This is a genomic window from Pseudoalteromonas sp. MB41, assembly GCF_020966275.1.
GTDB classification, from domain to species: Bacteria; Pseudomonadota; Gammaproteobacteria; order Enterobacterales; family Alteromonadaceae; genus Pseudoalteromonas; species Pseudoalteromonas lipolytica.
Genome location: NZ_JAJJZF010000032.1, coordinates 21,041 through 46,850 on the forward strand (window position 1 = coordinate 21,041; position 25,810 = coordinate 46,850).

A 25,810-nucleotide genomic window follows, 5' to 3' on the forward strand; every position below is an offset into this window, starting at 1 on the left:
CGGACTGGTTGGAGCTGATTAGTTGGTAAAATTATGTTTTTGTCTAAAAAAATACAGCCAAAGAAGAGGGCTCGACTATTTAACGAACAACAAACGCACAAGATATAAACAACTTAATAACAAGGCAGGGCCTTTACAGATCACTTTTTTACTAAGGAAACAGTGAAAAGGCTTAAATAGCCTGTAAAGGGGCAGATAGTTAGTAAAAATCTGATCTATGGATGCGAATTGAGCAAATTTTAAGATATTTAGATCAGTATTTTACTAACAAAATAGGGTAAGAAATCACGCTTTTACTAACGATAAAAGCGTGACAGATCGCTATTTTACTAACTAATTAAAGCTATTTAATAACTTAGTAAGCTGCTCTAAACGCTTGTCAGTCATCACTTTATTATCGATTTTTACCGATAAATCACCGCTTTTAATGTTTCTCTGTACGGTCACAAATTCACTTTCTATGAGTGATTCACGACGGCTTGGCGTAGCGGGTTCGACTGTTAAGTACTTAGTAATGGCTAGCGCACGCTTATCATCACTGCTTATGGCGTTTATTTCGCTGTCAGTGCTGATTTCACTTACAAGGCGAGTGAATGCCTGCTCGTCACGCTCTTTCGCCGCAATAAGCTTTTTAGCCACTTCTCGGCCAACATGATTCGCTGTTGGGTAGAGGCTCAGTACAGAAGCGGGTAAATTTTCATAGGCTTTAATGGCATCCGCTATTGCTGTATGTGATACCCCTTCAATTGCTGCAATCTCACGGTACGAGCCCTTTTTGCCTTCTGCAATTAATTCATCACGGGTTTGCTGATAAGCTTGTCCAAGCTCCCACAGACTGGGGGCAATGTATTGATCAGAAGAGACCGCAAGTATTTTTGCATCTTGTTCAGTGAAATCTTCTGAACTTAGCACTAAATAGTCCGAACCACTTAAAATACACGCTTTGCGACGACGCGAGCCGGCTAAAACAAGCATTTCAGTGCCTTTATCCCAGCAAAGGGCAGGGTGTTGGTTTCGTCCGTCTTCAGCGATAGCCGGTAAAATATCAGCCACCGATTTTTCATTCAGTAACGACTGAACTCGACGGTTCTTGCCATACACTTTAGTTTTAGATTCGATTTCAGAACTTGGAATGACTTTACATACCAGGGTAATTTGGCGCGTAGGATCACTTGGCGCGGGCATGCTAATAACATCGCCAGCATTGGCTTGTTCAAGTAAAGCATCTAGACTGCTGCTTTCAATTGACGTTGAAAAAGGATCTAAGCTGGTATCATTTTTACGTTTTTTAGCCATCTTAATCATTTACCTTACTTAGCTGTATTCAATTTTGATTGGGTTGATTGCCAGTTAGAACGAATCAACATTTCAAGCTCATCAACCACATCTTTAATATTCTCTTGAGCACGTAGTAATGATTCTCTACTTGCGAGACTGTCAGACGTTTTTTGGTCAAATATGGTATTAAAAGACGATGAACTCGCCGTGATAGCGGAGCTATGGTTTATTGGGTAACTCATAACTTGACGTCCAAAGGCACTGCGCACGTCTTTAACAATATCGCGTTGTGAATGATTGCCTTTCACGTAATTTGTAACGAGAAACTGCATAAAATCCCATCCTTGATGCCCTAAAGCAGCAACCGTGTGATAGATCTCGCCTAAACGTTTTAAGTATTTATTGTTTGCATCAAAATCAACAGCTTCAGGATGAACAGGAATAAGCATCGATGTTGAAGCCATTAAAGCGTTATAAAACATAAAGTTAAGTGATGGAGCTGTATCGATTAAAATAATATCAAATTGATCTTTTACAGGCTCAATCACTTTTTCTAATAATTTATGATAGTGACGTGTTTTATCGTAACTTGAACTATCTTTTAACAGTGTGGCTGTTTCATGTTCAAAATAAAAATCATCCATACCAGAAGGTAAAATACGAATATTGGGAATGTGAGTCGGTAAAAATGAATTAGTAACAAGTTCGTCCCACGTTTCATTTTCTTCAAGCTCAATGCAATCACGCATTAAGTCACCCACAGTAATTGGATCTGGTTCACTTGGCGGGAAGAAACTCGATGATGAGCCTTGTGGATCTAAGTCAATAATACCAATTCGATACCGTTTAATATTGGTTGTAGCGAGGGCCGCTGCAATATTAACCATGCTGGTTGTTTTACCACAGCCACCTTTCAAAGAGTTAATGACAATAACTTGTAGTTTGTCATCTGTTGTGCGGTGATCTGGCTTGATATCCATGATATCTGCCATAGCGAAAATATTGACTAGCGTATAGGCATAATGTCCATTTGCACCTCGTTTGATGTTTAATTCATCAAAGTCACCATTATCATGACGTCGCTTTAACGTTCTGTTATTACAGCCTAAAAGATCTGCTGCGGCTTTTTGAGTATAGGTGCGAAGTTCTTTTTCTTCCGATTTAAGATGAGCACGATAATGTTGGATACGTCCTTCTAGCGATTTTTCAGCAACTTCAGCTGTTGCTTTTAATAACCGGTAAGTGGCTAGCGCATTATTATTAATAGACATACTTTCTTCCTCAAAGTTATGCTTTAAGTATAATGTCCATTCAAATTGCTGTAAACAACTATTTTGTACGACATGCCTTTTATTAATAAGACATTTAAGAAAAATTTGTAATCTAATTGAAGCTAAGTATAAATAAGTAAGATTAGAATTGGTTAAAGATATAGGTATATAAGGTTAACGTGCTAAAATAGCAATCTATGTTACTGATTAACCAGAATATTATCAAAAAAAGCAGATCATGTTTTTACTTGGTTAAGATCAGATCTCTTATAACTCGCAGATCAGCTTAATACTAACTAAAAAACCAGCTGCTTAGTTATGCACAGGTTAGTCACTAGTTTATGCACATTTTTACTGCTGTAGATCACGATTTTACTAACTAAATTAGAGAGTTATGCACTGAAGCAAAATCAGAATAGTGCATTTTGTTAGTATAGATCTGATCTATAGTTGGTACAGATCAGATCTATGCTAACTCAGTAAGCATTTATCCACATGCTTTTGTAAAAATGGGTTTATGTGTCGTGTTTTTTGACCTGAAAATGAATTTTAACATGACATAATATTCACTGAGTTAGTAAAATTTTGACCCATACACTATAACTTAGTAAAAATCTGATCTGAAAAGTTCTAGAATTAATCTAGTTAGTATAAAACTGATCTCAAGAAAATATTTCAGATCGGATCAAGTTTATACTAACTTAAACATTTAACTTTTTAAGTTTTATGTGTTGTTATTAACTGTCGAAGAAAAATTGGAAATAAGAACAATGAGCCGAAAGGTCAACATCTCAGTGGATAACCTTCCCGATACATTACGCGGGCAAATCCATGGGGTGGAAAGTGCAATCGATAATGAAAGTCTTGCACTGTTTACAGACAACAAAGATGTGCGCGTTTCAATTGAAAATGCAGCACATGGTTTGAGAGCTTACTCAAATACCTTTAATCATTATGATTTGTGGGGACGTTTTGTTCGTTCAGGTCATAAAAAGCTTCCGGTTGAAGAAGCACCAAAAAAGACAATTGTTACAAGAAGAATTTCAGAAAAAGTTGATGGGATTCTCTATGATGGCGAAATTAAAATTACCCCAGCAGTTGTCAGCACACGAAAAGATGGTGAAGACATTGAATATTTAGTATGGCCATCCGATCGTGAAGAAAAAGTTGAACGTGCATTAATACGTTTGGCCTCTAAAGGTAAAATTGTAAAAATTAATTTTAAATCGGGTATTCAATACGCGGTTGTTTTTTCAATGAATGAGTTGGCACAAGAATTAAAAGCGGTTGGTCAATCAATGCCGTATCCGCAGATTAAAGAATCGCTTGAAGCTCTTCAAGGTTCTAAGTTGTCATTTAAATATTCTGCAACTGACACGCGCAACTCTGATATTGATGATTCATTTTACGAGTCGAACATGAACTTTTTATCGTCGCTTCACTTTAGCGGTAAAAAAGGACAAGGCGGTAATGTAAAATGTGTGGCATGTTTAAATGCGTTTGTTCATAACATGATCGATAACCTTGAGTACAAAGGCTATTATTTTAATAGTGCTCAAGAACTGAAACGCGGTTTATCTCGCTGGATGATGTTACGTTTGTATCATCTTTGGCGTTATGCTGCGCCAGGTAAGACATATCATTTTAGATTGTTATCAATCATGGAAAAGTACGGCTCAATTTATTCGACAGATGAAATCACTGAGAATAAATTAAAAGCGTTACGTCGTGATATGACCACAACGATGAAAGATTTAATAGAAAAAGGCGCGATATCAGAATACAACATCACAAATGTGAAAGATGATAAAACGGGTAATATTATTGATTACACATACGAAATGCATCCGTCTGATCAATTTTGTGATGAAATTTTAGCGCTCAATAAACACAATAAACGAATTGAAATTCAAGGCGGTAAACGTATCGTTGAGAATGCTGTGTTAATTGATGAAGATAAAATAGAAGAAATAGTCGAAGATTAAATTTATATTTCTTATCTCCAATACTGTTACATGTTAAAGGCCACTAAAGTGGCCTTTTTAACATAATCAATCTGTTACTTGTTCCAAATAAAGTCGATCTACTAAAAAGTCATATTCTTTTTTACGTGGATGACTCTCAGGTTTTTGATAATCATTTAGTGCACCAAGTTTTACATCCGGTTCTGGATTTATAAGAATGAATGGTAATGCGGCACTCACATGATATCGGTTTTGAGCAGTGTATCGCACATTAACTTGTGGACTAACACGGGTAGGTCTTCGAATTCTTAATTTATCTTTATCATTTAAACTCGCAACACGGCTTTGTTCTTGTGCAACAAGAGATTGCCAAGTATGTTGATCTATCATTCTAGGGTTAGAGTAACTCGCCGATTTATCAAGCATGGCCAATGCCATTTTTTTGGATAAAGTTTTAGTTGCATGTTTGTGCATCCATGTGAACCTGACCGAGTAGGGTGATTCAGTTTCAAAATGAATTTTACGATATGCTGCAAGCGTAATTAAATTTGGTACAGCGTTATGCACTGCTTCAAATCGAGCATCATTATTATCGATAGCGAGTATACAGTTTTTAAAGTCAGCTTTTGCTTTGTTCAATTGTTGAATACGGGCTGTAAGTTGATTTTTATCAACATCATGAAGTACCAATAACCCAGGATGACGTTTTAAAACCCGACTACTAATCCCAGGTTTTTTATAAAGGTCTAAATACGAGTTAATAATTAATTTGTGCGCTTCATCACCTTCGAACTTTTTGACAGGAATCAGTGAGGGTATTTTTTTCTCATCGTTAATATCCGTTTCTGGTAATTGATAATAAAACGCTTTTTTAAAACCAACTTGTTTTAGATCATCGCAAAATAATTGGGTTAATTCGCTGACTAAATCAAATTGACTACGAATTTCTAATTTAGAAGCCATAAGAACACATCTTACTTTAACATGAGTTAATATTACCTCAGCTTCTTTGATATTTAAAGGACAAATATTTCCTACATGCTGACCTTACATTTACATTAAAATAAGTATGATGTGTTCTTTATGATATCCCTTAGCATGCTTTTCTAATATTTCAATCTGCTGTTTATTTTTATCTAAATTCAGTGTAAAGCTGAGGTTACACTGTGTCTTATTAAAGGTAAGATGTGTTCTTTGTTTTATTGCTCACTCATATTATGCAAATCTAACTTAAGCTTTTGTTTTAATTAGCTATGATATAGTTGGTGTCTAGTCAATCGATGCTTTGGTTTATCAAATAACTAAATAATTGAAAATAGGTGAATATAGTCCTTGAACTTACCCTGTGCATTAAGTTAGTTTTCATTAACGGTCTATGTTAGGAATGAGGAAAGAACATGCAATCGTGGAACCCAGATAGCTGGAGAAACCTGCCGATACTTCAGCAGCCAGAGTACCCAGATAAAGAAGCCCTTAAACAAGTTGAAGGGCAATTAAAAAGCGCACCGCCTTTAGTGTTTGCCGAAGAAACGCGTAGCTTATTTAAACAATTAGAAGATGTATGTGAAGGACGTGCCTTTTTACTTCAAGGTGGTGATTGTGCTGAATCATTCAGTGATTTTAATGCCGCCAATATTCGCGATACATTTAAAACTCTATTACAGATGGCTGTTGTCTTAACCTATGGCGGTAAATGCCCTGTTGTTAAGATTGCACGCATGGCAGGTCAATACGCAAAGCCACGTTCGTCAGATTACGAAACCATTGATGGGGTTTCATTACCTTCATATCGTGGTGATATTGTAAATAATTTTGAATTCACCGAACAAGCACGAATACCCGATCCACAACGTTTAATGACTGCTTATCACCACAGTGCGGCTACGTTAAACTTATTACGAGCATTTGCACAAGGTGGCCTTGCTGATTTGCATCAGGTAAATCGTTGGAATATGGGCTTTGTTGCTGCAAATCCATTAAAAGAGAAGTACCAACAACTTGCAGATCGCATTCAAGATGCGCTTGAGTTTATGGAAGTATGTGGTATTGACTCTACGGTTGCACCAAGTTTAAAAGAAACAGATTTATTTACATCGCACGAGGCGCTATTACTTGGCTACGAAGAAGCACTAACACGTCGAGACCATTTATCAGGTGATTGGTATGACTGTTCTGCGCACTTTGTGTGGATTGGTGAACGAACTCGTCAATTAGATCATGCTCATATCGAGTTCTTTAAAGGTATTAAGAACCCAATCGGTGTAAAAGTAGGTCCTGGCATGGACCCTGACGAGTTGATTAAGTTAATAGATGCAATTAACCCAGATAATATCCCTGGTCGCTTAACATTAATCACACGCATGGGTGCAGACATTCTACCAGAAAAACTGCCAGCGCTTGTTCGTAAAGTACAGCAAGAAGGACGCAAGGTTATCTGGAGCTCAGACCCGATGCACGGTAATACTGAAAAAGCGAGCTCAGGATATAAAACACGAAGCTTTAATAATATACTTCGAGAAATTAGCCAGTTCTTTGCAGTCCATAAAGCCGAAGGCTCATACCCTGGTGGTGTTCACCTTGAGATGACCGGCCAACATGTAACTGAATGTACAGGTGGGGCATATGGGCTGTCAGATGAAGATTTAGCTCAACGTTACCGCACGCAGTGTGACCCACGTTTAAATGCAGATCAGGTATTAGAGTTAGGCTTCCTTGTTGCAGACTTATTAAAGGATGCGCGCAAGTAATCTCGCTTTACTTATTAAGTATTAAAAGGCTGCATAGTGCAGCCTTTTTTATGTCCGATACTAATTATGAAGAAAAGTTGGTTAGTACTTACGACGCTCAAGCCCTGTATCAGATATAATTTTGGCTGATATTTCTTCAACAGAGTGATGTGTAGAATTCAAATATTGAATTTTTTGCTTTTTATAAAGCATTTCAACTTCGCGGACTTCGATTCGACATTGTTTTAATGATGCATATTTTGAGTTCGCCATGCGTCGCTGTCGTATATCGGCAAGTCTGACAGGGTCGATTGTTAAACCAAATAGTTTATGTTTATACGACTTCAAACATTCAGGTAGGCTGCCACGCTCTAGGTCATCTTCAGTCAATGGATAGTTTGCTGCTTTTATTCCATATTGTAATGCTAAATAGAGGCTAGTAGGGGTTTTACCACTGCGACTTACGCCCACCAAAATGATATCAGATTCAGCATAGTTTTTTATATTAGCGCCATCATCGTTTGTTAGCGCGTAGTTAACGGCATCAATTCTAAAATCGTAGCTTTTTTCATGCATAGAGTGTGTACGGTGAACTTTAGGCACAGGCGCAACTTTGAGCTCTTTTGCTATTTGGTCACTGTACTGAGATAAGAAATCGTAACACACCGCACACGAAGATTTAATAATTTCACTTAGCTCATGATTCACAAAAGTGAAAAATACCAAAGGCTGTTCGCCGTCGCGCTGGGCTGTTGAGTTGATTAAATTTTTAACTTCGTTGGCTTTTTTTTCTGTCTCAACGAATGGAATTGTTTTGTGATTAAAATCGACAGGGAACATCGACAATGTAGCATGGCCAAACACTTCAGAGGTGATAGCTGTTCCGTCAGAAATATAGAATGCAGTTCTCATAATTAACCTTTTTATTACCTTTATCTGCAAAATAGGGGCTTCACGGTTTACGTGAGGTCTGTTGCCAGTGTAGAATGATGGCGACCTTTTTAGAAGGTTTTCTTTCTTAACTCTCACAGTTAGTACTACAATTTGTTTTATGGAGAAAGATCCGTGCAAGAATACGTTCTCTGGTATCAAGAGCTTGGTATGCAAGATGTTCCACGTGTTGGCGGTAAAAATGCCTCACTGGGTGAAATGATCTCAAACCTAGCTAACGCTGGTGTACAAGTGCCAGGTGGTTTCGCTACAACTGCCGATGCATTTAACGAGTTCCTTGAGCAATCAGGGCTAAACTCAAAAATCCACGATATTTTAGACACATTGGATGTGGATGATGTAAATACACTCGCTAAAGTCGGTGCCGAAATCCGCCAATGGATTATCGACACACCATTCCAACCTAACCTAGACCAAGCCATCCGCGACGCATATAGCCAATTACATGGCGACGCATCTCAAGATGTATCATTTGCAGTTCGCTCATCTGCTACAGCAGAAGACATGCCAGACGCTTCATTCGCAGGACAACAAGAAACGTTTTTAAACGTACGTGGTATTGATTCAGTTATGACTGCAATCAAACACGTGTTTGCCTCATTATTCAATGACCGCGCTATCTCTTACCGAGTTCACCAAGGCTATGATCACCGTGGTGTTGCTTTATCGGCTGGTATTCAACGCATGGTACGTTCAGACAAAGCATCGTCAGGTGTTATGTTCAGTATCGATACTGAATCTGGTTTCGAAGACGTTGTGTTTGTCACATCAAGCTACGGTCTTGGTGAAATGGTTGTACAGGGTGCAGTAAACCCAGATGAATTTTATGTACATAAACCAACGCTTGCGAGCGGCAAGCCTGCAGTAGTTCGTCGTAACATCGGTTCAAAAGCAATCCAAATGATTTACTCAAGTGATGAATCACATGGTAAGCAAGTTGAAATCGTAGATGTAGATACTGCATTATCAAACAAATTCTCAATCACAGATGCCGAAGTTCAAGAACTGGCTAAGCAAGCTGTGATCATCGAAAAACATTACGGTCGTCCAATGGACATCGAATGGGCTAAAGATGGCAACGACGGTAAGCTTTACATTGTTCAAGCACGTCCAGAAACCGTTCGCTCAAATGAAGATGCCAACGTAATGGAACGTTTCCAATTAAATGGCTCGAGCAATGTTGTTGTCGAAGGGCGTGCTATTGGTCACAAAATTGGTGCTGGTACGGTACGAGTTCTTAACTCTATAGACGAGATGGACAAAGTACAGCAAGGCGATATCCTTGTTACCGATATGACCGACCCAGATTGGGAACCAATCATGAAACGTGCAGCTGCGATTGTTACCAATCGTGGTGGCCGTACATGTCACGCAGCTATTATTGCTCGTGAACTAGGTATACCTGCTGTTGTGGGTTGTGGCAACGCAACTGATTTAATTAAAGCAGGCCAAGATGTAACCGTTTCGTGTGCTGAAGGTGATACAGGTTATATCTACGAAGGCATTCTAGATTACGAAGTACTTACTTCGCGCGTTGATGAAATGCCAGAACTACCAATGAAAATTATGATGAACGTTGGTAACCCAGACCGTGCTTTCGATTTTGCCCGTTTACCTCATGCAGGTGTTGGCCTTGCACGTGTTGAGTTCGTTATCAACCGTATGATCGGTGTTCACCCTAAAGCACTATTAAACTTTGATGCGCAATCAGATGAGTTAAAAGCAGAAATTTCAGACATGATGGCTGGCTATGAGTCACCGGTTGAGTTCTACATTTCTAAGCTTGTTGAAGGTATTGCGACATTAGGGTGTGCGTTTGCACCAGAGCGTGTCATTGTTCGTATGTCTGATTTCAAATCAAACGAATACGCAAACCTAGTTGGGGGCCAGCAATATGAGCCGGAAGAAGAAAACCCAATGATTGGTTTCCGCGGTGCTGCTCGCTACATTTCTGAAGATTTCCGTGATTGTTTCGCGCTAGAGTGTGAAGCAATTAAACGCGTTCGCAACGAAATGGGTATGACGAACATCGAAATCATGATTCCATTCGTACGTACCCTTGAAGAAGGTAAGCGTGTTATCGAACTTCTTGAAGAACATGGCTTAAAACGTGGCGAAAATGGTCTTAAAGTGATCATGATGTGTGAATTACCATCAAATGCGCTATTAGCTGAAGAGTTCTTAGAATACTTCGATGGTTTCTCTATTGGCTCAAACGATTTGACTCAGCTAACACTTGGTCTTGACCGTGACTCAGGTTTAATTGCACATCTTTTTGATGAGCGTAATCCTGCGATTAAAAAGCTGCTTTCAATGGCAATCCAAACTGCAAAAGCAAAAGGCAAATACGTAGGTATTTGTGGTCAAGGTCCATCAGATCATGAAGATTTTGCAGCATGGCTAGTTGAGCAAGGGATTGATTCTGTATCTCTTAATCCAGATACAGTATTAGAAACTTGGTTATACTTAGCTAAAAAGCTAGCAGACTAACTAGTGTTTATTAAAAAAATGCCAGCGATTATGCTGGCATTTTTGTTTACTCAATTAGAAAGAATAACGATGCACTTAAGTGTTATCGTAGATTGGCAATTATCTCGCTAGTTTTTTATCTAAATAAGCACATGATTTAGTGAGTGCTTTTTGACAATAAACCAAATAGCGACGTGCCAGTGGGTAATAAAACGAAAAGCACAGTAATCCCACTATAAAAAATAGTAATGATGGGCCGGGCACAATGACAAATATCAACCCAAGTAGCATACTTAAAATACCTAAGCTTACTAATAAAATCTTTTTCATATCCCTTACTCATTTGATGCTTTAATAAACAGTATAAAAGTATTGAGACTTAAATCGATTAAAAGAGTGTTACAAACTGTAAAATCTTCAATTTAACTTAGCTATTAGCATGATATAATTTACGAAATGCCTTAATTTATCACCGTCATGATAGCAACAATAAGTCAACAACAAGTCGCTTCTGAGTTAGTCGCTAACTACCTAGAAACTATTGTAAAACAAGGTTTTTCGGGTGACACAGACGCAAGTTATTCTACGCGATTAAGCTTATCGACCGATAACAGTGTTTATCAGCAAGTACCGCAAGGAGTTATTTTTCCAAAAACGGCGAAAGATATTCAACTTGCAATGCAAATCGCCTCACGAGATCCATTTCTGTCACTGACTTTTGGTCCTCGCGGCGGTGGCACAGGGACAAATGGTCAGTCTCTTACTCCTGGTATCGTTGTTGATTTATCTCGCTACATGCGTGAAATATTAGAAATAAATGTTGAGGAAAACTGGGTAAGAGTGCAAACAGGTGTCATTAAAGATCAGCTTAATGACTTTTTACGCCCTTATGGATTTTTCTTCGCACCTGATTTATCAACCAGTAACCGAGCAACAATTGGTGGGATGATAAATACCGATGCATCAGGGCAGGGCTCGCTTGTCTACGGTAAAACCAGTGATCATGTTTTAGGTCTGACAACATACCTAATCGATGGAACTGAAATGTCTACCTCACCCATGCCTATCGAAAAAGCACAGTTAGTTGCTGAGCAAAACTCAACAGTCGGCAAGTTGTATAAAACGGTAATGGATATTGGACTCAATAATCGTGATGCAATTTTGCAAAAATTCCCACGATTAAATCGTTTTTTAACCGGTTATGACTTAGAACATATTTTTTCTGACGACTTACAAACTTTTGATATGAGTCGTTTAATTACGGGATCTGAAGGTTCTTTAGGTATAGTTACCGAAGCCAAACTTAATATTACCCCAATTGCTGAGTTTAAAACCTTAATCAATATTAAATACGATAGTTTTGATTCAGCATTGCGTCATTCACCTTTTTTGGTCGCCGCAAATGCAACGTCTGTTGAAACAGTCGACAGTAAAGTGCTTAACTTGGCACGGGAAGATATCATTTGGCATTCAGTATCGGACTTAATAACCGATGTTGATAATAAAGATATGCAAGGCCTCAACATGGTTGAGTTTAATGCCGTATCACCGGATGATATTAAAGAAAAAGTAGACACGCTATGTAGATTATTAGATGACTGCGTTAAAAACGAAACGCATGGTGTGATCGGTTACCAACTTACCAATGATAAAGCCGATATTCTAAAAATTTATGCCATGCGTAAAAAGTCTGTTGGTTTACTAGGCAATGTTAAAGGTAGTCAAAAGCCGCTCGCATTTGCAGAAGATACTGCCGTACCTCCAGAAAATTTGGCAGATTTTATTGTTGAGTTTCGTCAACTTCTTGATAGTCACCATCTTCAGTATGGTATGTTTGGCCACGTTGATGCGGGTGTTTTACATGTGCGTCCAGCCCTAGATATGTGTGATCCTGAACAAGAAAAATTACTTCGCCATATTTCAGATGAAGTTGTAAAACTTACCGCTAAATATGGTGGTTTAATGTGGGGCGAGCACGGTAAAGGTTATCGTAGTGAGTATGGACCAGAATTCTTTGGTGAGCATTTATTTACTCAACTACGAAAAATTAAATCAGCTTTCGATCCAGACAATCGCATTAATCCCGGTAAAATATGTACACCGCTTGAAAGTAAAGACTCCCTCGTTTCTGTTGATGATCAGAAGCGAGCTTGGTTTGATAAAGAAATTTCTATTGACGTTAAAACAGAATTTAATAACGCCATGACTTGTAATGGTAATGGTCTTTGTTTTAACTATGATCAAAATTCTCCAATGTGCCCTTCGTATAAAGTAACGGGTGACAGACGCTACTCACCTAAAGGACGTGCAGGTTTAATGCGCGAATGGTTGCGTCTTCAAGAATCAGAAAATATTGATTTAATACATGTTGAAAAAGAACTTATCAATGGAGAAGTAATCACGTGGTGGGAACGTTTTCAGCATAGCCGAAATAAGAAAAAAGGCGTTTATGATTTTTCGCATGAAGTGAAAGAGTCAATGGACGAATGTTTAGCATGCAAAGCATGTACAACAGCCTGTCCTATAAAAGTAGATGTGCCAACATTTAGATCGCAGTTTTTAAATTTCTATCACAGTTACTACGCGCGGCCATTAAAAGATTATTTAGTGGCAGGTATCGAACAGACGGCACCTGTCATGGCTAAATTTGCGAAGGTAGTGAATCCAATTGTAAATACAAAACTGGTTTCTAGTTTAATAAAAAATACAATTGGCTATGTAGATACACCAACGTTAAGTGTTCCTCAACTTTCGAAACGCGTAAACAAAAATGACATGTTCAATTTTGAATTACTTAAATCACTTACCAGTGATGAACAAGCTGAGTATGTTCTTATTGTGCAAGATCCATTTACCAGTTTTTACGAGGCAGAATTGGTTGAGAGTTTTATAAAAGTAATAAAAGCGCTGGGTAAAAAACCAATGCTGTTACCCTTTAAACCAAATGGAAAAGCCCAGCACGTAAAAGGTTTTTTAAATGAATTTAAAATTACAGCAAAAAATTCGGCTGAGTTTTTAAATTCACTTTCTGAAATAAACTCTCCACTGGTTGGTCTCGATGCGTCACTTGTTATGTGTTACCGCGATGAGTATGTATCAATACTAAAAGAAACGCGTGGTGATTTTAAAGTTGAACTTGCTCATGAGTGGTTACAAACACAAAACTTTAAAAACGTATCACTTTCGGCAAAAAGTGCTGTGCCATTTAAATTATTAAGCCACTGCACTGAAACGACAGCGATGCCAAATGCCTCAAAAGTTTGGCAAAATATTTTCTCTGATTTAGGTTTATCTTTGAGTACAACAAGTACAGGTTGTTGTGGTATGGCTGGCACTTATGGTCATGAAAAACAAAACCAAGAAAACTCACGCGCATTGTACGAAATGAGTTGGAAACCACTTATTGAAAATAGTGAACCAGAAACTATTTTGGCTACTGGATTTTCTTGCCGTAGCCAAGTAAAGCGTTACGAAAAATATAAACCAAAACATCCACTGCAATTAATAGCAGAACTGTTATAAAAAAGGCGCTTTAAGCGCCTTTTTATTTATAGCTATTCGCAATAGGCTTGGTACTCATGCCATGAATAAAAACACTGAATAGAATTGTTGTTAACGTTACTGTCGCAATTTGTTCTTTGTTAGCAATTGTTGTATCCATAACCATTAGTGTAAATACAATTGACGCAAGACCTCTTGGTCCAAACCAGGCAAACGTAAATTTATCTTTTCTATTTAAGTCTGTGAAAAATAAAGAAAGTAATACAGGTATGATTCTAAATAAGGTCACGCTAAGTAATGCATAAAAAACAATAGGCCAAGTAATATCATTAATTATTAAATGTCCACAAACAAACCCAAACAAACACCAAATGAGTAATGCTATAAATTCTGCGATATGCTCCGAGTCTTTAACTAAAGTAAGACGAATTTTTCTTGGTGAAAAATAGTCAAACAATAACCCAGCGACAAATACGGCAATAAATCCACTACCATGAAAGTTTTGCGTTAACGAGAAGATCGCCATTACTAAACCAATCAATAAAAATGGACTGCTATTATTTGCAAAATAATGACGCGCCAAAGCGGCCTTAAGGAGTGGAATAAATATCGCTGTTGCAACTGCGGCAACCAAAAACGCAACACCCAATTCTCTAATAAAAACAACGAGAGTATCTGTTGTTGTCACAGCACTATCTGGATTCTGAACTAGCAATAATAAAACTAAAAATATTGGCACACATAATCCATCATTTAACCCACTTTCAGTATTGATCCCTTCTCGAATTTTTTCAGGAACCGACGAGCATTCTAAAATACCTTTGCTTAACGCCGCGTCCGTCGGAGTTAAAATAATTGCAATAAGTGCAGATTGAAATAGTGATAGCTCAGAAAATATAAATAAACCACCGGCAACCCCTGCAAGTAATGTGAGTGGTAATGCTACAAATAAAAGCAGGCTAGGGTACTGAAAACTATGCTGCAATACACTTAACTTTGATTTAGCTGCATCGGTAAATAAAAAAATACTTAGCGTTAACTCAACTAAAGGTAAAATTTCATTGAGTCCATTTTCACCAAGCTTAAATTCACTGGGTAATAAGTAAGACATTGCAATCCCGACCAATACAAAGAACATTGGTCCGGTGATTTCGGTGCGCTCAAGTTGGCGGATTGTCATTGAGTAAAATAGCAACGCACAACCAACAATGGCCAATATGGTGTATTCCATTATACTTTCCTTTTCATCCCTGACTTTGCTCTTTCTTTAATATTAGTTTGAATATAAATTTGATCTGTTGTGGCTATTTTTGCATGACCAAGATCTTCAGATAAATGTTTTAAAGGGCGAGTTTGTGCATCGTGTGTTGCACCCGTATGTCGAAGCCAATGTGCTGTGGCAGCTTCAAGTTGTTCTGCATCATCTTTAAAACCATCATCAAGTAATGATTTTTTCGCCAAGTCAAAACTTTGTTGAACTAAACGTCTAATTTGTCTAACCGTCATACCACCTTTACCACGAATTTTGTGAACTAAAGGTTCGGCTTCATCAACTCGGGGCAGGGCGGGTAACCCTCGGTATAATCGGTAACGTTTTAGGTAATTAATAAAATCTTCACTTAATGTTACATCCCGTAATTTATTGCCTTTGCCCATGATACGTAAAAACCAGAACCCATCATTATCTTGCCAAAAATGTGACATTACCGGTGACCATTGCGGCCGTTCCGACAATTCAGAAATCCGTAGATACAATCCTTTTAAGCATGCAAGCGTAAATAAGTTTCGCTCAAGATCAGGTTGTTCTTCACATAAATCACGCGTTACACCGAATACATATTCCCACTGAATATCACTTAATGTGTCTGGAATTTTAATTTGAGATTGCACAACCAAATATGGGCTATTCTTTTTTACAACAGGTACAAAGTTAGCGAATGTTTTTTCTTCTAGAATGGCAAATTTATAAAATACATTTAATGCAGTAAACATTGCAGCTAACGTTTGTTGACTAGCAATATTTTCTCTTCCGATAAAAGGGCGCCAATTAGAATTTAATCGTCGAATACCTTGTTCATCTTTGTATCGCCATTGAACTGAATTTGATAACCACGCTGATTCTGGCTCAACCATAAAATCAACATAAGCTTCAATATCTTCACGTTTTAGTTCAAAAACTGATTTTTCAGCTATCAGCCAAGACCATAAACAAAAACGTTCAAGTTCATTTCTAAATCGATTAAATGTCGCTTCGGATTTTCGACCATACACATAAAGAAACTGATACAAAAAAGCCAAGTCATTTTTTGATTCAGCAACAGTCAATCCAACCTGGTGTATAAATGTATCAAGTTCTGGATATTCTGTTGCTAGAGTATCATCTTCTAGGTGGGCAATTTGGTAACGAAGTTGTTTTATAGTATCGACTAGAGCAACGAGCATAATGTATAAATATCTTGTAAAATAACTAGTTATAAGAGTAACACAAAGTCCGATACTGTCTAGTATTGGACTTAAGATATCCTTAAATTAACGAGTATTTTAATTACTATCTTGCCATACAATTATTCAAGGAATATGTATGAAAAAGTTTATTGCGATCAGTTTAATCATATTATCAACCGTTTTGTCGGGTTGTGCTACTACCGGCAGTGCCTCTCCGAGTGAAAAACGGGCGCTAGTCCAGAGTATGAAAACAAACACTCTAAACACATTATATGCAGAAAAACCTGATGTGAAACAACAAATTGCTAACTCAGCTGGCTATGCTGTTTTCGATAATGCCAATGTAAATGTAGTTTTGGCAAGTTTTGGCGGTGGCTACGGTGTTGTTAAAAACAACCTAACAGGTAAATCAACTTACATGAACATGGGCGAAGCAGGTTTAGGCCTCGGTTTAGGTGTTAAAGATTTCAATGTTGTTATGGTTTTTCATAATCAGGCTGCTGTAAACCGTTTCATCGAGCATGGATGGGCGTTTGGTGGCAACGCAGATGCAGCCGCTAAATATGAAGATAAAGGTGGCGCTTTAGTTGCCGAAGCGATAGCCGATCAAGTTACCGTATATTCTTTAACCGAAAATGGCTTGGCGCTTCAAGCGGTTCTTAAAGGTACTAAATTTTGGGTAGATTCTGAGCTAAATCAGTAATTAAAAACCCTTCTATAAGTGGGCTAGTTAGCAACATAACACCCACTTTTATTTATTGCACCATATTTAACATAACGTAATTTATGAGCTATCGCTATTACGCAAATGCGTCCTCAGTTGGAGCATTTGCAAGTCCTGCAACAAGTGTTAGCGCTACACATGCCGCACTAATCTTTTTTACAATATCCGACCAGATCTTACCTTCTTCCTTCGATTTTGATTTTTCGATGGCAAGTTTGAGTAACGCTTCTTTTTGATCCATACCAACAATATTAGCAAGATTAATACATTGGTTAGCTGTTAAATGACGTTTGCCCTGTTTAATCTGAGTCAGGTTTCCAGAGTTAAATTCAGCAAAGTCTGAAACAACTTGTTTGTCCTGAGTATAACCTTTAAAAATTTTATATTTTTCAATTAGTTCGTAACTAAAGTTCATAGCGTTCTCCTCACTTTTTTAATTATAACTTTAAATGTTGATAAATAAAAAGTTGACAATTGTCAAAGATGACAATTACACTTCGACAAATTGTCAATTTTGACAAACGGTAATTTTAACAAGGAATACGGATATGAGTTTCACTAAATTACATGAGTTAAACCAATCTTTATCTCAATATTTACTCGATACATTCTCAGTCGTTATTCCTGACCCAGTAACAATGATGATTTTTTTCATCCTGTACTTACTCGTAATTTTCAGCGCTCTGGCAGCTATTAACGCATCACTTAAAGATTCTTATTCAGATGATTTAGGGAAATAGAAAATGACCGCACTATCATCTAACCAATACGCAAAAGTTTTCCCGTTAAATGCAGCAATGAATTTAACGGCCAACTTGCACCCAGCAAACACAGCAAAAGACGTTTTCGAGAACTTATCGAAGCCAATGAAAGAACGTTTTTTCGACTATCAAACTTGGCGAAATCGTATCTTTGAACGTCATTCTAACCTTGCTCACATGCTTAGTACGGGGTATTTTTTAGCTGAAAAATTCGGCAATTTAGCCGATGCAAATGCCCGTTTAAAGCGTGCTGATGAAGCTTTAAAACTTGGAAATGTGAAGTTTGGACACATCAATTTATCAGTTTCTGATGATGAGCTTTGCGATATTGCAGAGCAAAAAGCTCGCTATTGCGAGCTTAAAATCGCTAAAAAAGGTCATAACTTGCATGTATTTGCACAGTTAGAAGAACTAGCAAATTCATTTGATATTGATGCACCGGTTCTGGTTTCACCCTACTGTTCAACCTTATCAGCAACATCATTAGTCGGTGCGTTAAACCGTTTTGCAGACCCTATTTGGTGGCGTAGAAAACTACGTAAAATCCAAGCTGTTACCATCGAACAATTAGCCCGTGATTTAAGACTCGTTCACAAAAAAGCGAGTGCGTACGTCTCACAACCTACCATCCAAAACCGCCGTGATAGAAAACGCAAATCAGAACAAATCATGTCTGATTTATTTGTTGTTCCTAATGAATCAAATCCATTTGAAGAATTTGAAACATTACAATCAATCATCGAACGTTCGCATACATCGGGTAAACAACAAGCAGCCGAACTTATGGTTCGTATTCGTGGTTTTGAAGAACTGGCCGACATGCATGGCCATCGTGGTGAGTTTTATACTTTATCAGCGCCTAGTCGTTTTCATTCAGTACACCATACTGGTATACCGAACAAAAAATATAACGGCTCAACCCCTCAAGAAGCACAAGAATACTTTAATGATATTTGGAAACGTGCCCGCGCCCTATTCGCTAAACAAGATTTAAGACCATACGGATTCAGAGTTGTTGAACCACATCATGACGGTTGCCCACACTGGCACATGCTTTTATTCATGGAAAAAGGTGAAGCAAAACAGGTTCGCAGCATATTACGCAAGCTTTGCACCCAAGATACACCCGACGAATTTAAAACGACATCAACCCGCTTTAAAGCAATAGCCATAAACAAAAACAAAGGCTCTGCGGCTGGTTACATTGCTAAATACATTACCAAAGCTGTTACTGGTGATTGCATTGATAAAGTCACTTGCTCTCAAGCAGGTGAAATGAACGTACTCCCCGCCGATGCCGCCGAACGTGCATCAACATGGGCAAGCACTTTTAACATTAGACGCTTTCAACAAATCGGTGGTCCATCTGTCAGTTTATGGCGTGAACTTAGACGACTAGGCCAAGGCGAACAAGGCAAATGCGAGGTTGCAAACGCAATGAAAACCACACTAGATACCGTATCAAAATATGCCTTAGAAAAGGTTCGTCAAGCCGCTGATTCATCTGACTGGAAAGCGTTTTGTTTAGCAATGGGCGGCGTACAAGTTAAACGTAAAGACCAAACGCTAAGACTGCATTATCAGATACCTGATATTGTTGACCAAATTACAGGCGAGATTAGCCGAAGCGAAACCCAGTCGCCCTACTTTGCCACCAAATATGGCGACCAACCAGCAAACCGTATTTTGGGTGTTGCATGGGATGCCGTTGTTGTTATCACTCGCCGTGGTACGTCACAGATTTTGACTGAAACTGACATTAAGGCTCAGCGCAAAATCATGATAGGCGTATCAGAGCAGATTCAAGGTTGGCATGACGATGGCCGCTTATTCGAGCCGACCAAAGAAGAAATGCAATTCTTAGAATCATGTGTTTTAGAGGACTATCAAAACATGTGTTTGTTCATGGATTACGAAGCACTTGCAGGCAACATTATGAGCGATGAAATCGCGAGCTTGGACTTGTGTCATTAACTGTAACTTTTAATTTATCGACCACTCATTAAGGAAATTAGCTATGAATATTGAAGGCGCAATTACTGATTTAGCACCAATCAATCGTACAGACGATAAAGGTGTGCCACTCCCAACAACCGCAGAGTTTAAGCTACACACGAAAAACCCTGCACAAATTCTGTCGGTAAAAGTCTCTGCTGACCAATATGCAGACGGCACATACAAGCAATTAGAACAAATGCAATCTGACCCGAATGGTTGGGGCTTAAAACCTGTTTTACTCAATATCGAGTATTACGAAGGTGCAAACGTTGCCCGCCAGATGGACTGGAAAGGTTTCCGCTTACACAGTCTACCAGCTGAAACAAAACAGGTTAAAAACTAACTATGGGCGAGAACAAATACATTGCTATTTGTCCCGTTGCGCCTGTAGAGAAACAGTGTCCGGTGGAATTGGAGGTGGTTGCAATGCCCCTTCCCGTTCCGCTTGATTGGGACACCTTCAAAACTGAAGTTGCTCCTTCAATCATCGTCGTTCTTCTTACCGCTTATGGTTGGAAGAAATTAAACAAAATGGTTTGGAATAGATAAGGAACTTAACCATGAAAACAAACATTCTTAAAAACAAGCTTACTAAAGCGGGAATTCTAACTGCACTTGCTGCGGCCTCTGGCTCTGCTTTTGCGGAAGCTGCACCAGAAGTATCGGCTGCAACTTCGAGTTTTCAAACATTCTTCACTGATAACGCGAATTTAATCGGTGGCGTTTTTCTAGCTGCTGCTTTTGTGGCTGTTGGCTGGAAATGGCTTAAAGGCACAACCTTTAGCTAATGTTTATCACATTAGACACAGTGCTAATTGTCTCCGGACTTTTAGCACTTTATATCCTTTTCGATGATTAAAAACTAAGGCGCAATTATGCGAATACTAATATTTATATTGGCGCTAATGAGCGCCTTTTTTGTTTCTAATGTTTACTCAATCGAGTCAACTAAACTAGATATGGAAAATTTGAAACACCCTAAATTTGAATACATTGGTAACTGTAATTATTACGGTATATTTAATAAAACCAACATTCCTTTAGGTGCTTGCGTCAAACTTATCGATGACCATTATAAGTCAAGGAATGGCGATAATGCAGGCGATGCTTTTTCCTCTCTTATTGGTCAGAGCTCAACAGGGCCAATCTACAATATTTATTCGAGCTTTAAAACTTGCGCTACGTGTAATTATGTCAAAGTGGAATTGGGGAACTGGACACAAATAGAAGGTGAGCCATCTTGCCCGCCTGAATCTTTCCCAATGTTTAAATACGAAGTCTTTGAAGCAGATGGCACATTAAAATGTGCTCGCGAAAAATTACCTGATGATTGCCCTGCTGGATACCACTCCTTAGCAGCTTCGAAAGCCATTTCTGGTGGTGATGAATGTATGCCAAAAGCTTGTCCAGCAGCTGGTTCAGGAGAAAACCTTTCATCTTCACCTATGACTGGTGGTATTCCATTTTCTGGCGGTGGCATGTATTGCAATGATGGTTGTGCATACACTGTTGAATCGAGTCAAATCACATCAAAGAGTTATGCAGTTGGAACTAGTCAAGGTGCAGCATGTGGCACCAAACCTTACGATAATTTCAAAATGGCTGATGATGGTGAGGATTTAAAGTGCAATGTGACCACCAATGCAGATGGTGTTTCCCTTATGGCCTGTCCAGAGTCAACAGCCACGACTCCTGAGGTTGACCCTCATAATAATGATGATGCCAAAGTTGGGGAGGATAAAAAACCTGACTTGCCTAAGGAGTCTTGTGACCCTGCGGATGCTAGCTGCCAGATGAAAAATGTTGAAGCTGAAATCACCAACTCAACAAATGACCAGATTGAAAACGATAATGTATTACACAACAAAAAAATTGATGCCGATGTTGAAAACACAAAAGCTGTAATCAATTCCATGGATTCAATAGGCACGATTCTTTTCATGGCCGATAAGAAATCCGATATTAATGCTGCGCAAACTGTTGGTAAATTGCAGGGGGTTATTGATGCAATTAATGGTTTAGAGGGGAATGGTACTGGAACTGGCGGCGGTGGTAATGGCTCTGGTGAAGGCAACATTGGCGGCGAAGACTGTGAGGGAACAATCGAAGAATGTGCAGGCATTGGTAATGGTGACGGTGTAGAACTCAGTCATGAAACCCGAAATTTAGACCAGTACGCACAAAAGTATAACAACTGGCTACCTAATGCCGAGTTACCTCCAGAAAAATGTATCACACTCACTAACGGCAAATCTCTTTGTTTTAGCTTTCAATATTTTATCGTTTTCTTTCAGGCTATATCTGGGTTAATCGTTCTTAGCTCTTTGATTCATAGCGCTTCAATAATTGCGAGGTCAGTATAATGCCATTTCTAATTCAAGCCTTTTTCACTGCACTAGCTACCCTACTTCCCAGCCTTGTAGCCAAGGTTCTTGTAGGTCTCGGTTTTGGCTATGTTACTTATGAACTCGGTTCATTCGGTATTGATTATATCTTTAATCTCATTGTTTCAAATGCGGCCACGCTACCAATTGAAGTTATTGCTGTTTTCAATTACGCAAAATTAGACCAAGCAATTGGGTTTATGCTTGGCGCTTATGCTGCGGCACTCACAATTCGGGGCTTAACGTCTGGCGGCTCAGTTACAAAAATGAAATTGGGAGCACCTAACTCATGATTTATTTACGAACGGGTGTCCCAGGTGCAGGCAAAACATTAAATACGTTGAAAGAAATTTGCCAAGACCCAGCCGTGACGCAAAAAGAAAAGTTCTATAACAACATTAAATGTTTCTTACTCGACTTAGATTTCTTAAATAGTTTTGCGGGTTGGTTCTATGGTTCGTTCTATCCAACAGTCCAACAAACTAAAAAAGGATCTCGTTATTCTAAGATAATAAAGAAAGCGCATGAACAAGGCAGGTTAGTCGAGCTAACTGACGTTCCTTGGTTAGCACCTTCGTTTAAGTTATACGATGAACAAGCCGCTATTACGCTGTTTGTTAATTGGTGTCGCCGTTGTTATCCAAAACAAAACTTAGCAGGTTTAAATACCTATATTGCTGAGGCCGAACAGCCAACCATTGAATCCATTAAGCTGCTTAACTATCACTGGACAAAAGTAGATGACCCAACGCAATGGTTCGATTTACCCAATGGCTCTATTAGTGTATTCGATGAGTGTCAGGATTACTTTTCACCAATGGCCAATAGCGCTAAACGGCCAGTCCATTACACAAGGTTTCAAACACATCGACATTCAGGTGTCGATATACACCTTGTAACTCAGCACTACACCTTTTTAGATAACGTTATTCAAAAGTGTACCAACTCCCATATTCATTATTTTAGACCAATGGGTGGCTCTGCGATTACACGCTTTCAACGTGATAAACAATTCAATACCGATTACAAAGGTGACTTAGAGAAATGCGCAACTAAACTAATGCGCCGAGATGCTAATTTTTACGGTGTCTATTGGTCAGCAGATGAACATACAGCAAAGTTTAAATTACCACCAAAGGCGTTTTTGTTTCTCTTAGCTGTCCCAATATTTATTTATCTTTTTTATACCTTACTCGGTAGCTTAGGGCTGAGCAGTTCAGAAGAACCCGAAACGGCCAGCACACCAGAACCCAAAAGTGCAGATGTAAAACAGCAAACACAACAACCGACTGTTAAACCAAAATTAGATTTAACGTATAAGCCACAGAAATTTGAGCATCCACTAAACGAAATATGTGATGACTACGAATACGGTGGCTATGTGCTTAAAAAGAAACATGGCGTTGTCACTGTTGAGCATTACATTAACTGCGTCACTGGTAAGAACGTTGAAAGGAAAAACACCTCAATTTTTGGTGATGATGAAAATCAAACCGAGAAATCCGAAATTGTATCAGAACCCGAAGTAATAGCGCTTAGCTCAAACTATTTAGAGAAAATCGGTTACTCGATATACCTAACAGAAGATTTACCAATCTTAAAATTTTCTGACAAAAACATTTTCCTTAGACAGTTTTAACTAAGCAACACAAAGGCAGAAAGGCGAGCTTCGAGCCTCTGCCTTGTGTGCTTAGAAACGTCAACCTATTACATGTCACTGGTGACACTATGACTAGAAATCAAAAATACGAACAGAAACAAAAGTCTAAAGGCTTAAAGAAAGTAACCCTTTGGATTCCTGACGAATCAGAGATTGAAATCAAACAGATGATAGAGTTTCTGATTGATAACCCTGACCACATTCCTTTTATGGCAAGGAACGTTAAAACAGGTCGTATGAAAAAGGCCATATAGTGGTACGTAATTTTTTACGTAACATTTTAATCAGTACGTAATAATGAACTTGATTATTACGTACCAGTCACCTTTGTGTCTCCAGTTCTTGGTGGATGGCGAAGCCATGTCATACATTCCAGAAAATCAACATTTCATCGAGAATCTGTTTCCATTTTATAGACTGTTTATTATGGTCGGGTATCAATTCAGTGAGAAAGCCAATCGCACTCACTGCCCTAGTCTGTCTTTGAAAAAAGTTGATTGCCTTCTGATAAACCAAAAAGAGTTAAATGGAGTGCGCATTGTGATTTTAACAAAAAGGAGTAAATCACAATGAGCAACTTTAAATTGCAGTTCGTTACGCTATTCGGTTATGACTATGCAAAAGGAGCTAAAGAACTCGGAGTAAGTGAGCGACAAGTAAGGAGATATGTAAAAGCGAACAAAGCCAGTAAACCAGTCGAAAAATTGATTTGGATAATGTATCGCGGCTATTTGCCAGACACTGGCCCTTGGGCAGAGTGCAGCATTTCATACCATAACAATGTTATGACTACGCCTTGGGGTAAAGTAAAGCCATCAGATGTACAATTTGTTTATCGATATAAATGGTCAGCAAAGGAGCATGAGTCTATGTATAAAAAGCTAAAATCCGAAACAAAAGTTCAAGACAAATATTTATTTGATCTTCAGGATAAATTACTAGATATTGTAGGTGAAATATCAAGAAAGACAGGAAGTTAGTCTTTATTATTTTTTAAATTTATAGAAGGAAAATAAATAGCATGAATGAAGAGCAAGCAAATGAAATTATAAAACTTTTAGAAAATATCTCTTCGAAATTAAATCAGCTTGAGAGAGTTGAATCCCATTTGATGGGTTTAGAAAATGACGTTGAAGATATTAAAGAAATTTTAGATAAAACGTCTTAAACTTTTAACAAATAAGATTATCAGCAAGGGCGTGATATGAATTTTAATGACTTCAAACTATACCTCATCATCGTCTTTGCTGGTGCTACTCTTTGGTTTGCTAAAGAGGCCTATGAATACAATAAACTTAAAAATTATTTAAGTGATATCAAAAAACACCAAACAGTTATTAAAGACTCCAAATTTTTAACATTTGAACAGCAGTTAGAAGTTGCGATGGCACGTCAGAAAAAATTGCAAATTGAGTCCAACCAAATAAAAACTGATAAGTACATGCAAGAATTACATTCTAAATACACAAAAGAAGAATATGAAGAAAAGCTTATTGTTTGCAATTATTTCACTGAGTTATATAAAAAAAATCGAACAAAAGAGAACGAATCTAAGTATGTCAAAGCCTGTGACCCAATGTATCACTAAGCCAAGCTGTCAATATTGACAGCGGACATAACTACATAATAAAAAAGGGCTTTTCGCCCTTTTCTTAATTTTTACGTACCGTAATTTATG

Annotated in this window: 25 protein-coding genes; 17 read left to right on the top strand and 8 right to left on the bottom strand. The window is 38.3% G+C overall.

The window, feature by feature from the left end; genetic code table 11:
• Positions 1-333 precede the first annotated feature (333 nt).
• On the bottom strand, positions 334-1,296 hold the full coding sequence (locus LPA49_RS20000) for a transcriptional regulator (protein WP_036972625.1): 963 nt from the start codon (positions 1,294-1,296) through the stop codon (positions 334-336).
• A gap of 14 nt (positions 1,297-1,310) precedes the next feature.
• The gene (locus LPA49_RS20005) at positions 1,311-2,549 is read right to left on the bottom strand and encodes an AAA family ATPase (protein WP_036972627.1); all 1,239 of its coding nucleotides are present in this window, start codon (positions 2,547-2,549) and stop codon (positions 1,311-1,313) included.
• Between the two features lie 770 nt (positions 2,550-3,319).
• On the opposite strand from LPA49_RS20005, the gene LPA49_RS20010 reads away from it, so the two are divergent.
• On the top strand, positions 3,320-4,534 hold the full coding sequence (locus tag LPA49_RS20010) for a hypothetical protein (RefSeq protein ID WP_036972628.1): 1,215 nt from the start codon (positions 3,320-3,322) through the stop codon (positions 4,532-4,534).
• 66 nt (positions 4,535-4,600) lie between these two features.
• Here LPA49_RS20010 and LPA49_RS20015 read toward each other — a convergent pair whose 3' ends face one another.
• Positions 4,601-5,476, bottom strand: coding sequence for a DNA replication terminus site-binding protein (locus LPA49_RS20015; protein WP_036972629.1), 876 nt, complete (start codon positions 5,474-5,476; stop codon positions 4,601-4,603).
• Between the two features lie 434 nt (positions 5,477-5,910).
• Here LPA49_RS20015 and LPA49_RS20020 point away from each other — a divergent pair, with 434 nt between their 5' ends.
• The gene (locus LPA49_RS20020) at positions 5,911-7,260 is read left to right on the top strand and encodes a class II 3-deoxy-7-phosphoheptulonate synthase (protein WP_036972631.1); all 1,350 of its coding nucleotides are present in this window, start codon (positions 5,911-5,913) and stop codon (positions 7,258-7,260) included.
• A gap of 81 nt (positions 7,261-7,341) precedes the next feature.
• Here the strand turns inward: LPA49_RS20020 and LPA49_RS20025 are convergent, their stop codons facing one another.
• Positions 7,342-8,151, bottom strand: a complete 810-nt coding sequence (locus LPA49_RS20025; protein WP_230237587.1) for a pyruvate, water dikinase regulatory protein — start codon at positions 8,149-8,151, stop codon at positions 7,342-7,344.
• 153 nt (positions 8,152-8,304) lie between these two features.
• Between LPA49_RS20025 and ppsA the strand changes: the two genes are divergently transcribed.
• Positions 8,305-10,680 (top strand): phosphoenolpyruvate synthase, encoded by a 2,376-nt coding sequence (ppsA, locus tag LPA49_RS20030; RefSeq protein WP_065979183.1) that lies wholly within the window; start codon positions 8,305-8,307, stop codon positions 10,678-10,680.
• Between the two features lie 99 nt (positions 10,681-10,779).
• On the opposite strand, the gene LPA49_RS20035 is transcribed toward ppsA, so the two are convergent.
• A complete protein-coding gene (locus LPA49_RS20035) occupies positions 10,780-10,989 on the bottom strand; it encodes a PGPGW domain-containing protein (RefSeq protein WP_036972636.1) in 210 nt (69 codons plus the stop codon).
• A gap of 147 nt (positions 10,990-11,136) precedes the next feature.
• Here LPA49_RS20035 and LPA49_RS20040 point away from each other — a divergent pair, with 147 nt between their 5' ends.
• Positions 11,137-14,181 carry an FAD-binding and (Fe-S)-binding domain-containing protein gene (locus LPA49_RS20040; RefSeq protein WP_065979182.1) on the top strand — a complete coding sequence of 1,015 codons (3,045 nt, stop codon included), beginning with the start codon at positions 11,137-11,139 and terminating at the stop codon, positions 14,179-14,181.
• Between the two features lie 22 nt (positions 14,182-14,203).
• Here the strand turns inward: LPA49_RS20040 and LPA49_RS20045 are convergent, their stop codons facing one another.
• Both LPA49_RS20045 and LPA49_RS20050 read right to left on the bottom strand, forming a co-directional pair.
• On the bottom strand, positions 14,204-15,391 hold the full coding sequence (locus LPA49_RS20045; protein WP_065979181.1) for a sodium:proton antiporter: 1,188 nt from the start codon (positions 15,389-15,391) through the stop codon (positions 14,204-14,206).
• Positions 15,391-16,602, bottom strand: a complete 1,212-nt coding sequence (locus LPA49_RS20050) for a tyrosine-type recombinase/integrase (RefSeq protein WP_065979180.1) — start codon at positions 16,600-16,602, stop codon at positions 15,391-15,393. Before LPA49_RS20050 ends, LPA49_RS20045 begins: the two co-directional genes overlap by 1 nt.
• Before the next feature lie 139 nt (positions 16,603-16,741).
• Between LPA49_RS20050 and LPA49_RS20055 the strand changes: the two genes are divergently transcribed.
• Positions 16,742-17,308, top strand: a complete 567-nt coding sequence (locus tag LPA49_RS20055; RefSeq protein ID WP_036972643.1) for a YSC84-related protein — start codon at positions 16,742-16,744, stop codon at positions 17,306-17,308.
• Between the two features lie 97 nt (positions 17,309-17,405).
• On the opposite strand, the gene LPA49_RS20060 is transcribed toward LPA49_RS20055, so the two are convergent.
• Positions 17,406-17,744, bottom strand: coding sequence for a DUF3693 domain-containing protein (locus tag LPA49_RS20060; RefSeq protein WP_230237589.1), 339 nt, complete (start codon positions 17,742-17,744; stop codon positions 17,406-17,408).
• A 133-nt stretch (positions 17,745-17,877) separates the two neighbouring features.
• On the opposite strand from LPA49_RS20060, the gene LPA49_RS20065 reads away from it, so the two are divergent.
• The 12 genes from LPA49_RS20065 (at position 17,878) to LPA49_RS20120 (ending at position 25,720) form a co-directional block, all read left to right on the top strand.
• Positions 17,878-18,069: a hypothetical protein gene (locus tag LPA49_RS20065; protein WP_230237591.1), complete on the top strand. Its 192-nt coding sequence runs from the start codon at positions 17,878-17,880 to the stop codon at positions 18,067-18,069.
• Positions 18,070-18,072: 3 nt separating this feature from the next.
• Entirely contained in the window at positions 18,073-20,064 is a 1,992-nt protein-coding gene (locus LPA49_RS20070) for a replication endonuclease (protein WP_230237593.1), read from the top strand.
• 43 nt (positions 20,065-20,107) lie between these two features.
• Positions 20,108-20,431: a hypothetical protein gene (locus LPA49_RS20075; protein WP_182396625.1), complete on the top strand. Its 324-nt coding sequence runs from the start codon at positions 20,108-20,110 to the stop codon at positions 20,429-20,431.
• A 2-nt stretch (positions 20,432-20,433) separates the two neighbouring features.
• Positions 20,434-20,637, top strand: a complete 204-nt coding sequence (locus LPA49_RS20080) for a hypothetical protein (protein ID WP_182396624.1) — start codon at positions 20,434-20,436, stop codon at positions 20,635-20,637.
• Positions 20,638-20,648: 11 nt separating this feature from the next.
• Positions 20,649-20,876, top strand: coding sequence for a hypothetical protein (locus tag LPA49_RS20085; protein WP_182396622.1), 228 nt, complete (start codon positions 20,649-20,651; stop codon positions 20,874-20,876).
• A gap of 87 nt (positions 20,877-20,963) precedes the next feature.
• Positions 20,964-22,451, top strand: a complete 1,488-nt coding sequence (locus LPA49_RS20090; protein ID WP_230237595.1) for a hypothetical protein — start codon at positions 20,964-20,966, stop codon at positions 22,449-22,451.
• On the top strand, positions 22,451-22,765 hold the full coding sequence (locus LPA49_RS20095; RefSeq protein ID WP_182396619.1) for a DUF2523 family protein: 315 nt from the start codon (positions 22,451-22,453) through the stop codon (positions 22,763-22,765). Before LPA49_RS20090 ends, LPA49_RS20095 begins: the two co-directional genes overlap by 1 nt.
• A complete protein-coding gene (locus LPA49_RS20100) occupies positions 22,762-24,111 on the top strand; it encodes a zonular occludens toxin domain-containing protein (protein ID WP_230237597.1) in 1,350 nt (449 codons plus the stop codon). The genes LPA49_RS20095 and LPA49_RS20100 overlap by 4 nt, the downstream gene beginning before the upstream one ends.
• Positions 24,112-24,200: 89 nt before the next feature.
• Entirely contained in the window at positions 24,201-24,386 is a 186-nt protein-coding gene (locus tag LPA49_RS20105; protein WP_182396615.1) for a hypothetical protein, read from the top strand.
• 315 nt (positions 24,387-24,701) lie between these two features.
• Positions 24,702-25,112, top strand: coding sequence for a hypothetical protein (locus tag LPA49_RS20110; RefSeq protein WP_230237599.1), 411 nt, complete (start codon positions 24,702-24,704; stop codon positions 25,110-25,112).
• A 41-nt stretch (positions 25,113-25,153) separates the two neighbouring features.
• Positions 25,154-25,300, top strand: coding sequence for a hypothetical protein (locus LPA49_RS20115; protein WP_199524901.1), 147 nt, complete (start codon positions 25,154-25,156; stop codon positions 25,298-25,300).
• 36 nt (positions 25,301-25,336) lie between these two features.
• Complete coding sequence (locus tag LPA49_RS20120) at positions 25,337-25,720, top strand: hypothetical protein (protein ID WP_230237601.1); 384 nt, start codon at positions 25,337-25,339, stop codon at positions 25,718-25,720.
• Positions 25,721-25,810 lie beyond the last annotated feature (90 nt).

Coding starts and splice junctions, on each gene's coding strand:
- LPA49_RS20000 (WP_036972625.1), bottom strand. CDS start 1,296: ATGGCTAAAAAACGTAAAAATGATACCAGCTTAGATCCTTTTTCAACG.
- LPA49_RS20005 (WP_036972627.1), bottom strand. CDS start 2,549: ATGTCTATTAATAATAATGCGCTAGCCACTTACCGGTTATTAAAAGCA.
- LPA49_RS20010 (WP_036972628.1), top strand. CDS start 3,320: ATGAGCCGAAAGGTCAACATCTCAGTGGATAACCTTCCCGATACATTA.
- LPA49_RS20015 (WP_036972629.1), bottom strand. CDS start 5,476: ATGGCTTCTAAATTAGAAATTCGTAGTCAATTTGATTTAGTCAGCGAA.
- LPA49_RS20020 (WP_036972631.1), top strand. CDS start 5,911: ATGCAATCGTGGAACCCAGATAGCTGGAGAAACCTGCCGATACTTCAG.
- LPA49_RS20025 (WP_230237587.1), bottom strand. CDS start 8,151: ATGAGAACTGCATTCTATATTTCTGACGGAACAGCTATCACCTCTGAA.
- LPA49_RS20035 (WP_036972636.1), bottom strand. CDS start 10,989: ATGAAAAAGATTTTATTAGTAAGCTTAGGTATTTTAAGTATGCTACTT.
- LPA49_RS20040 (WP_065979182.1), top strand. CDS start 11,137: ATGATAGCAACAATAAGTCAACAACAAGTCGCTTCTGAGTTAGTCGCT.
- LPA49_RS20045 (WP_065979181.1), bottom strand. CDS start 15,391: ATGGAATACACCATATTGGCCATTGTTGGTTGTGCGTTGCTATTTTAC.
- LPA49_RS20050 (WP_065979180.1), bottom strand. CDS start 16,602: ATGCTCGTTGCTCTAGTCGATACTATAAAACAACTTCGTTACCAAATT.
- LPA49_RS20055 (WP_036972643.1), top strand. CDS start 16,742: ATGAAAAAGTTTATTGCGATCAGTTTAATCATATTATCAACCGTTTTG.
- LPA49_RS20060 (WP_230237589.1), bottom strand. CDS start 17,744: ATGAACTTTAGTTACGAACTAATTGAAAAATATAAAATTTTTAAAGGT.
- LPA49_RS20065 (WP_230237591.1), top strand. CDS start 17,878: ATGAGTTTCACTAAATTACATGAGTTAAACCAATCTTTATCTCAATAT.
- LPA49_RS20070 (WP_230237593.1), top strand. CDS start 18,073: ATGACCGCACTATCATCTAACCAATACGCAAAAGTTTTCCCGTTAAAT.
- LPA49_RS20075 (WP_182396625.1), top strand. CDS start 20,108: ATGAATATTGAAGGCGCAATTACTGATTTAGCACCAATCAATCGTACA.
- LPA49_RS20080 (WP_182396624.1), top strand. CDS start 20,434: ATGGGCGAGAACAAATACATTGCTATTTGTCCCGTTGCGCCTGTAGAG.
- LPA49_RS20085 (WP_182396622.1), top strand. CDS start 20,649: ATGAAAACAAACATTCTTAAAAACAAGCTTACTAAAGCGGGAATTCTA.
- LPA49_RS20090 (WP_230237595.1), top strand. CDS start 20,964: ATGCGAATACTAATATTTATATTGGCGCTAATGAGCGCCTTTTTTGTT.
- LPA49_RS20095 (WP_182396619.1), top strand. CDS start 22,451: ATGCCATTTCTAATTCAAGCCTTTTTCACTGCACTAGCTACCCTACTT.
- LPA49_RS20100 (WP_230237597.1), top strand. CDS start 22,762: ATGATTTATTTACGAACGGGTGTCCCAGGTGCAGGCAAAACATTAAAT.
- LPA49_RS20105 (WP_182396615.1), top strand. CDS start 24,201: ATGACTAGAAATCAAAAATACGAACAGAAACAAAAGTCTAAAGGCTTA.
- LPA49_RS20110 (WP_230237599.1), top strand. CDS start 24,702: ATGAGCAACTTTAAATTGCAGTTCGTTACGCTATTCGGTTATGACTAT.
- LPA49_RS20115 (WP_199524901.1), top strand. CDS start 25,154: ATGAATGAAGAGCAAGCAAATGAAATTATAAAACTTTTAGAAAATATC.
- LPA49_RS20120 (WP_230237601.1), top strand. CDS start 25,337: ATGAATTTTAATGACTTCAAACTATACCTCATCATCGTCTTTGCTGGT.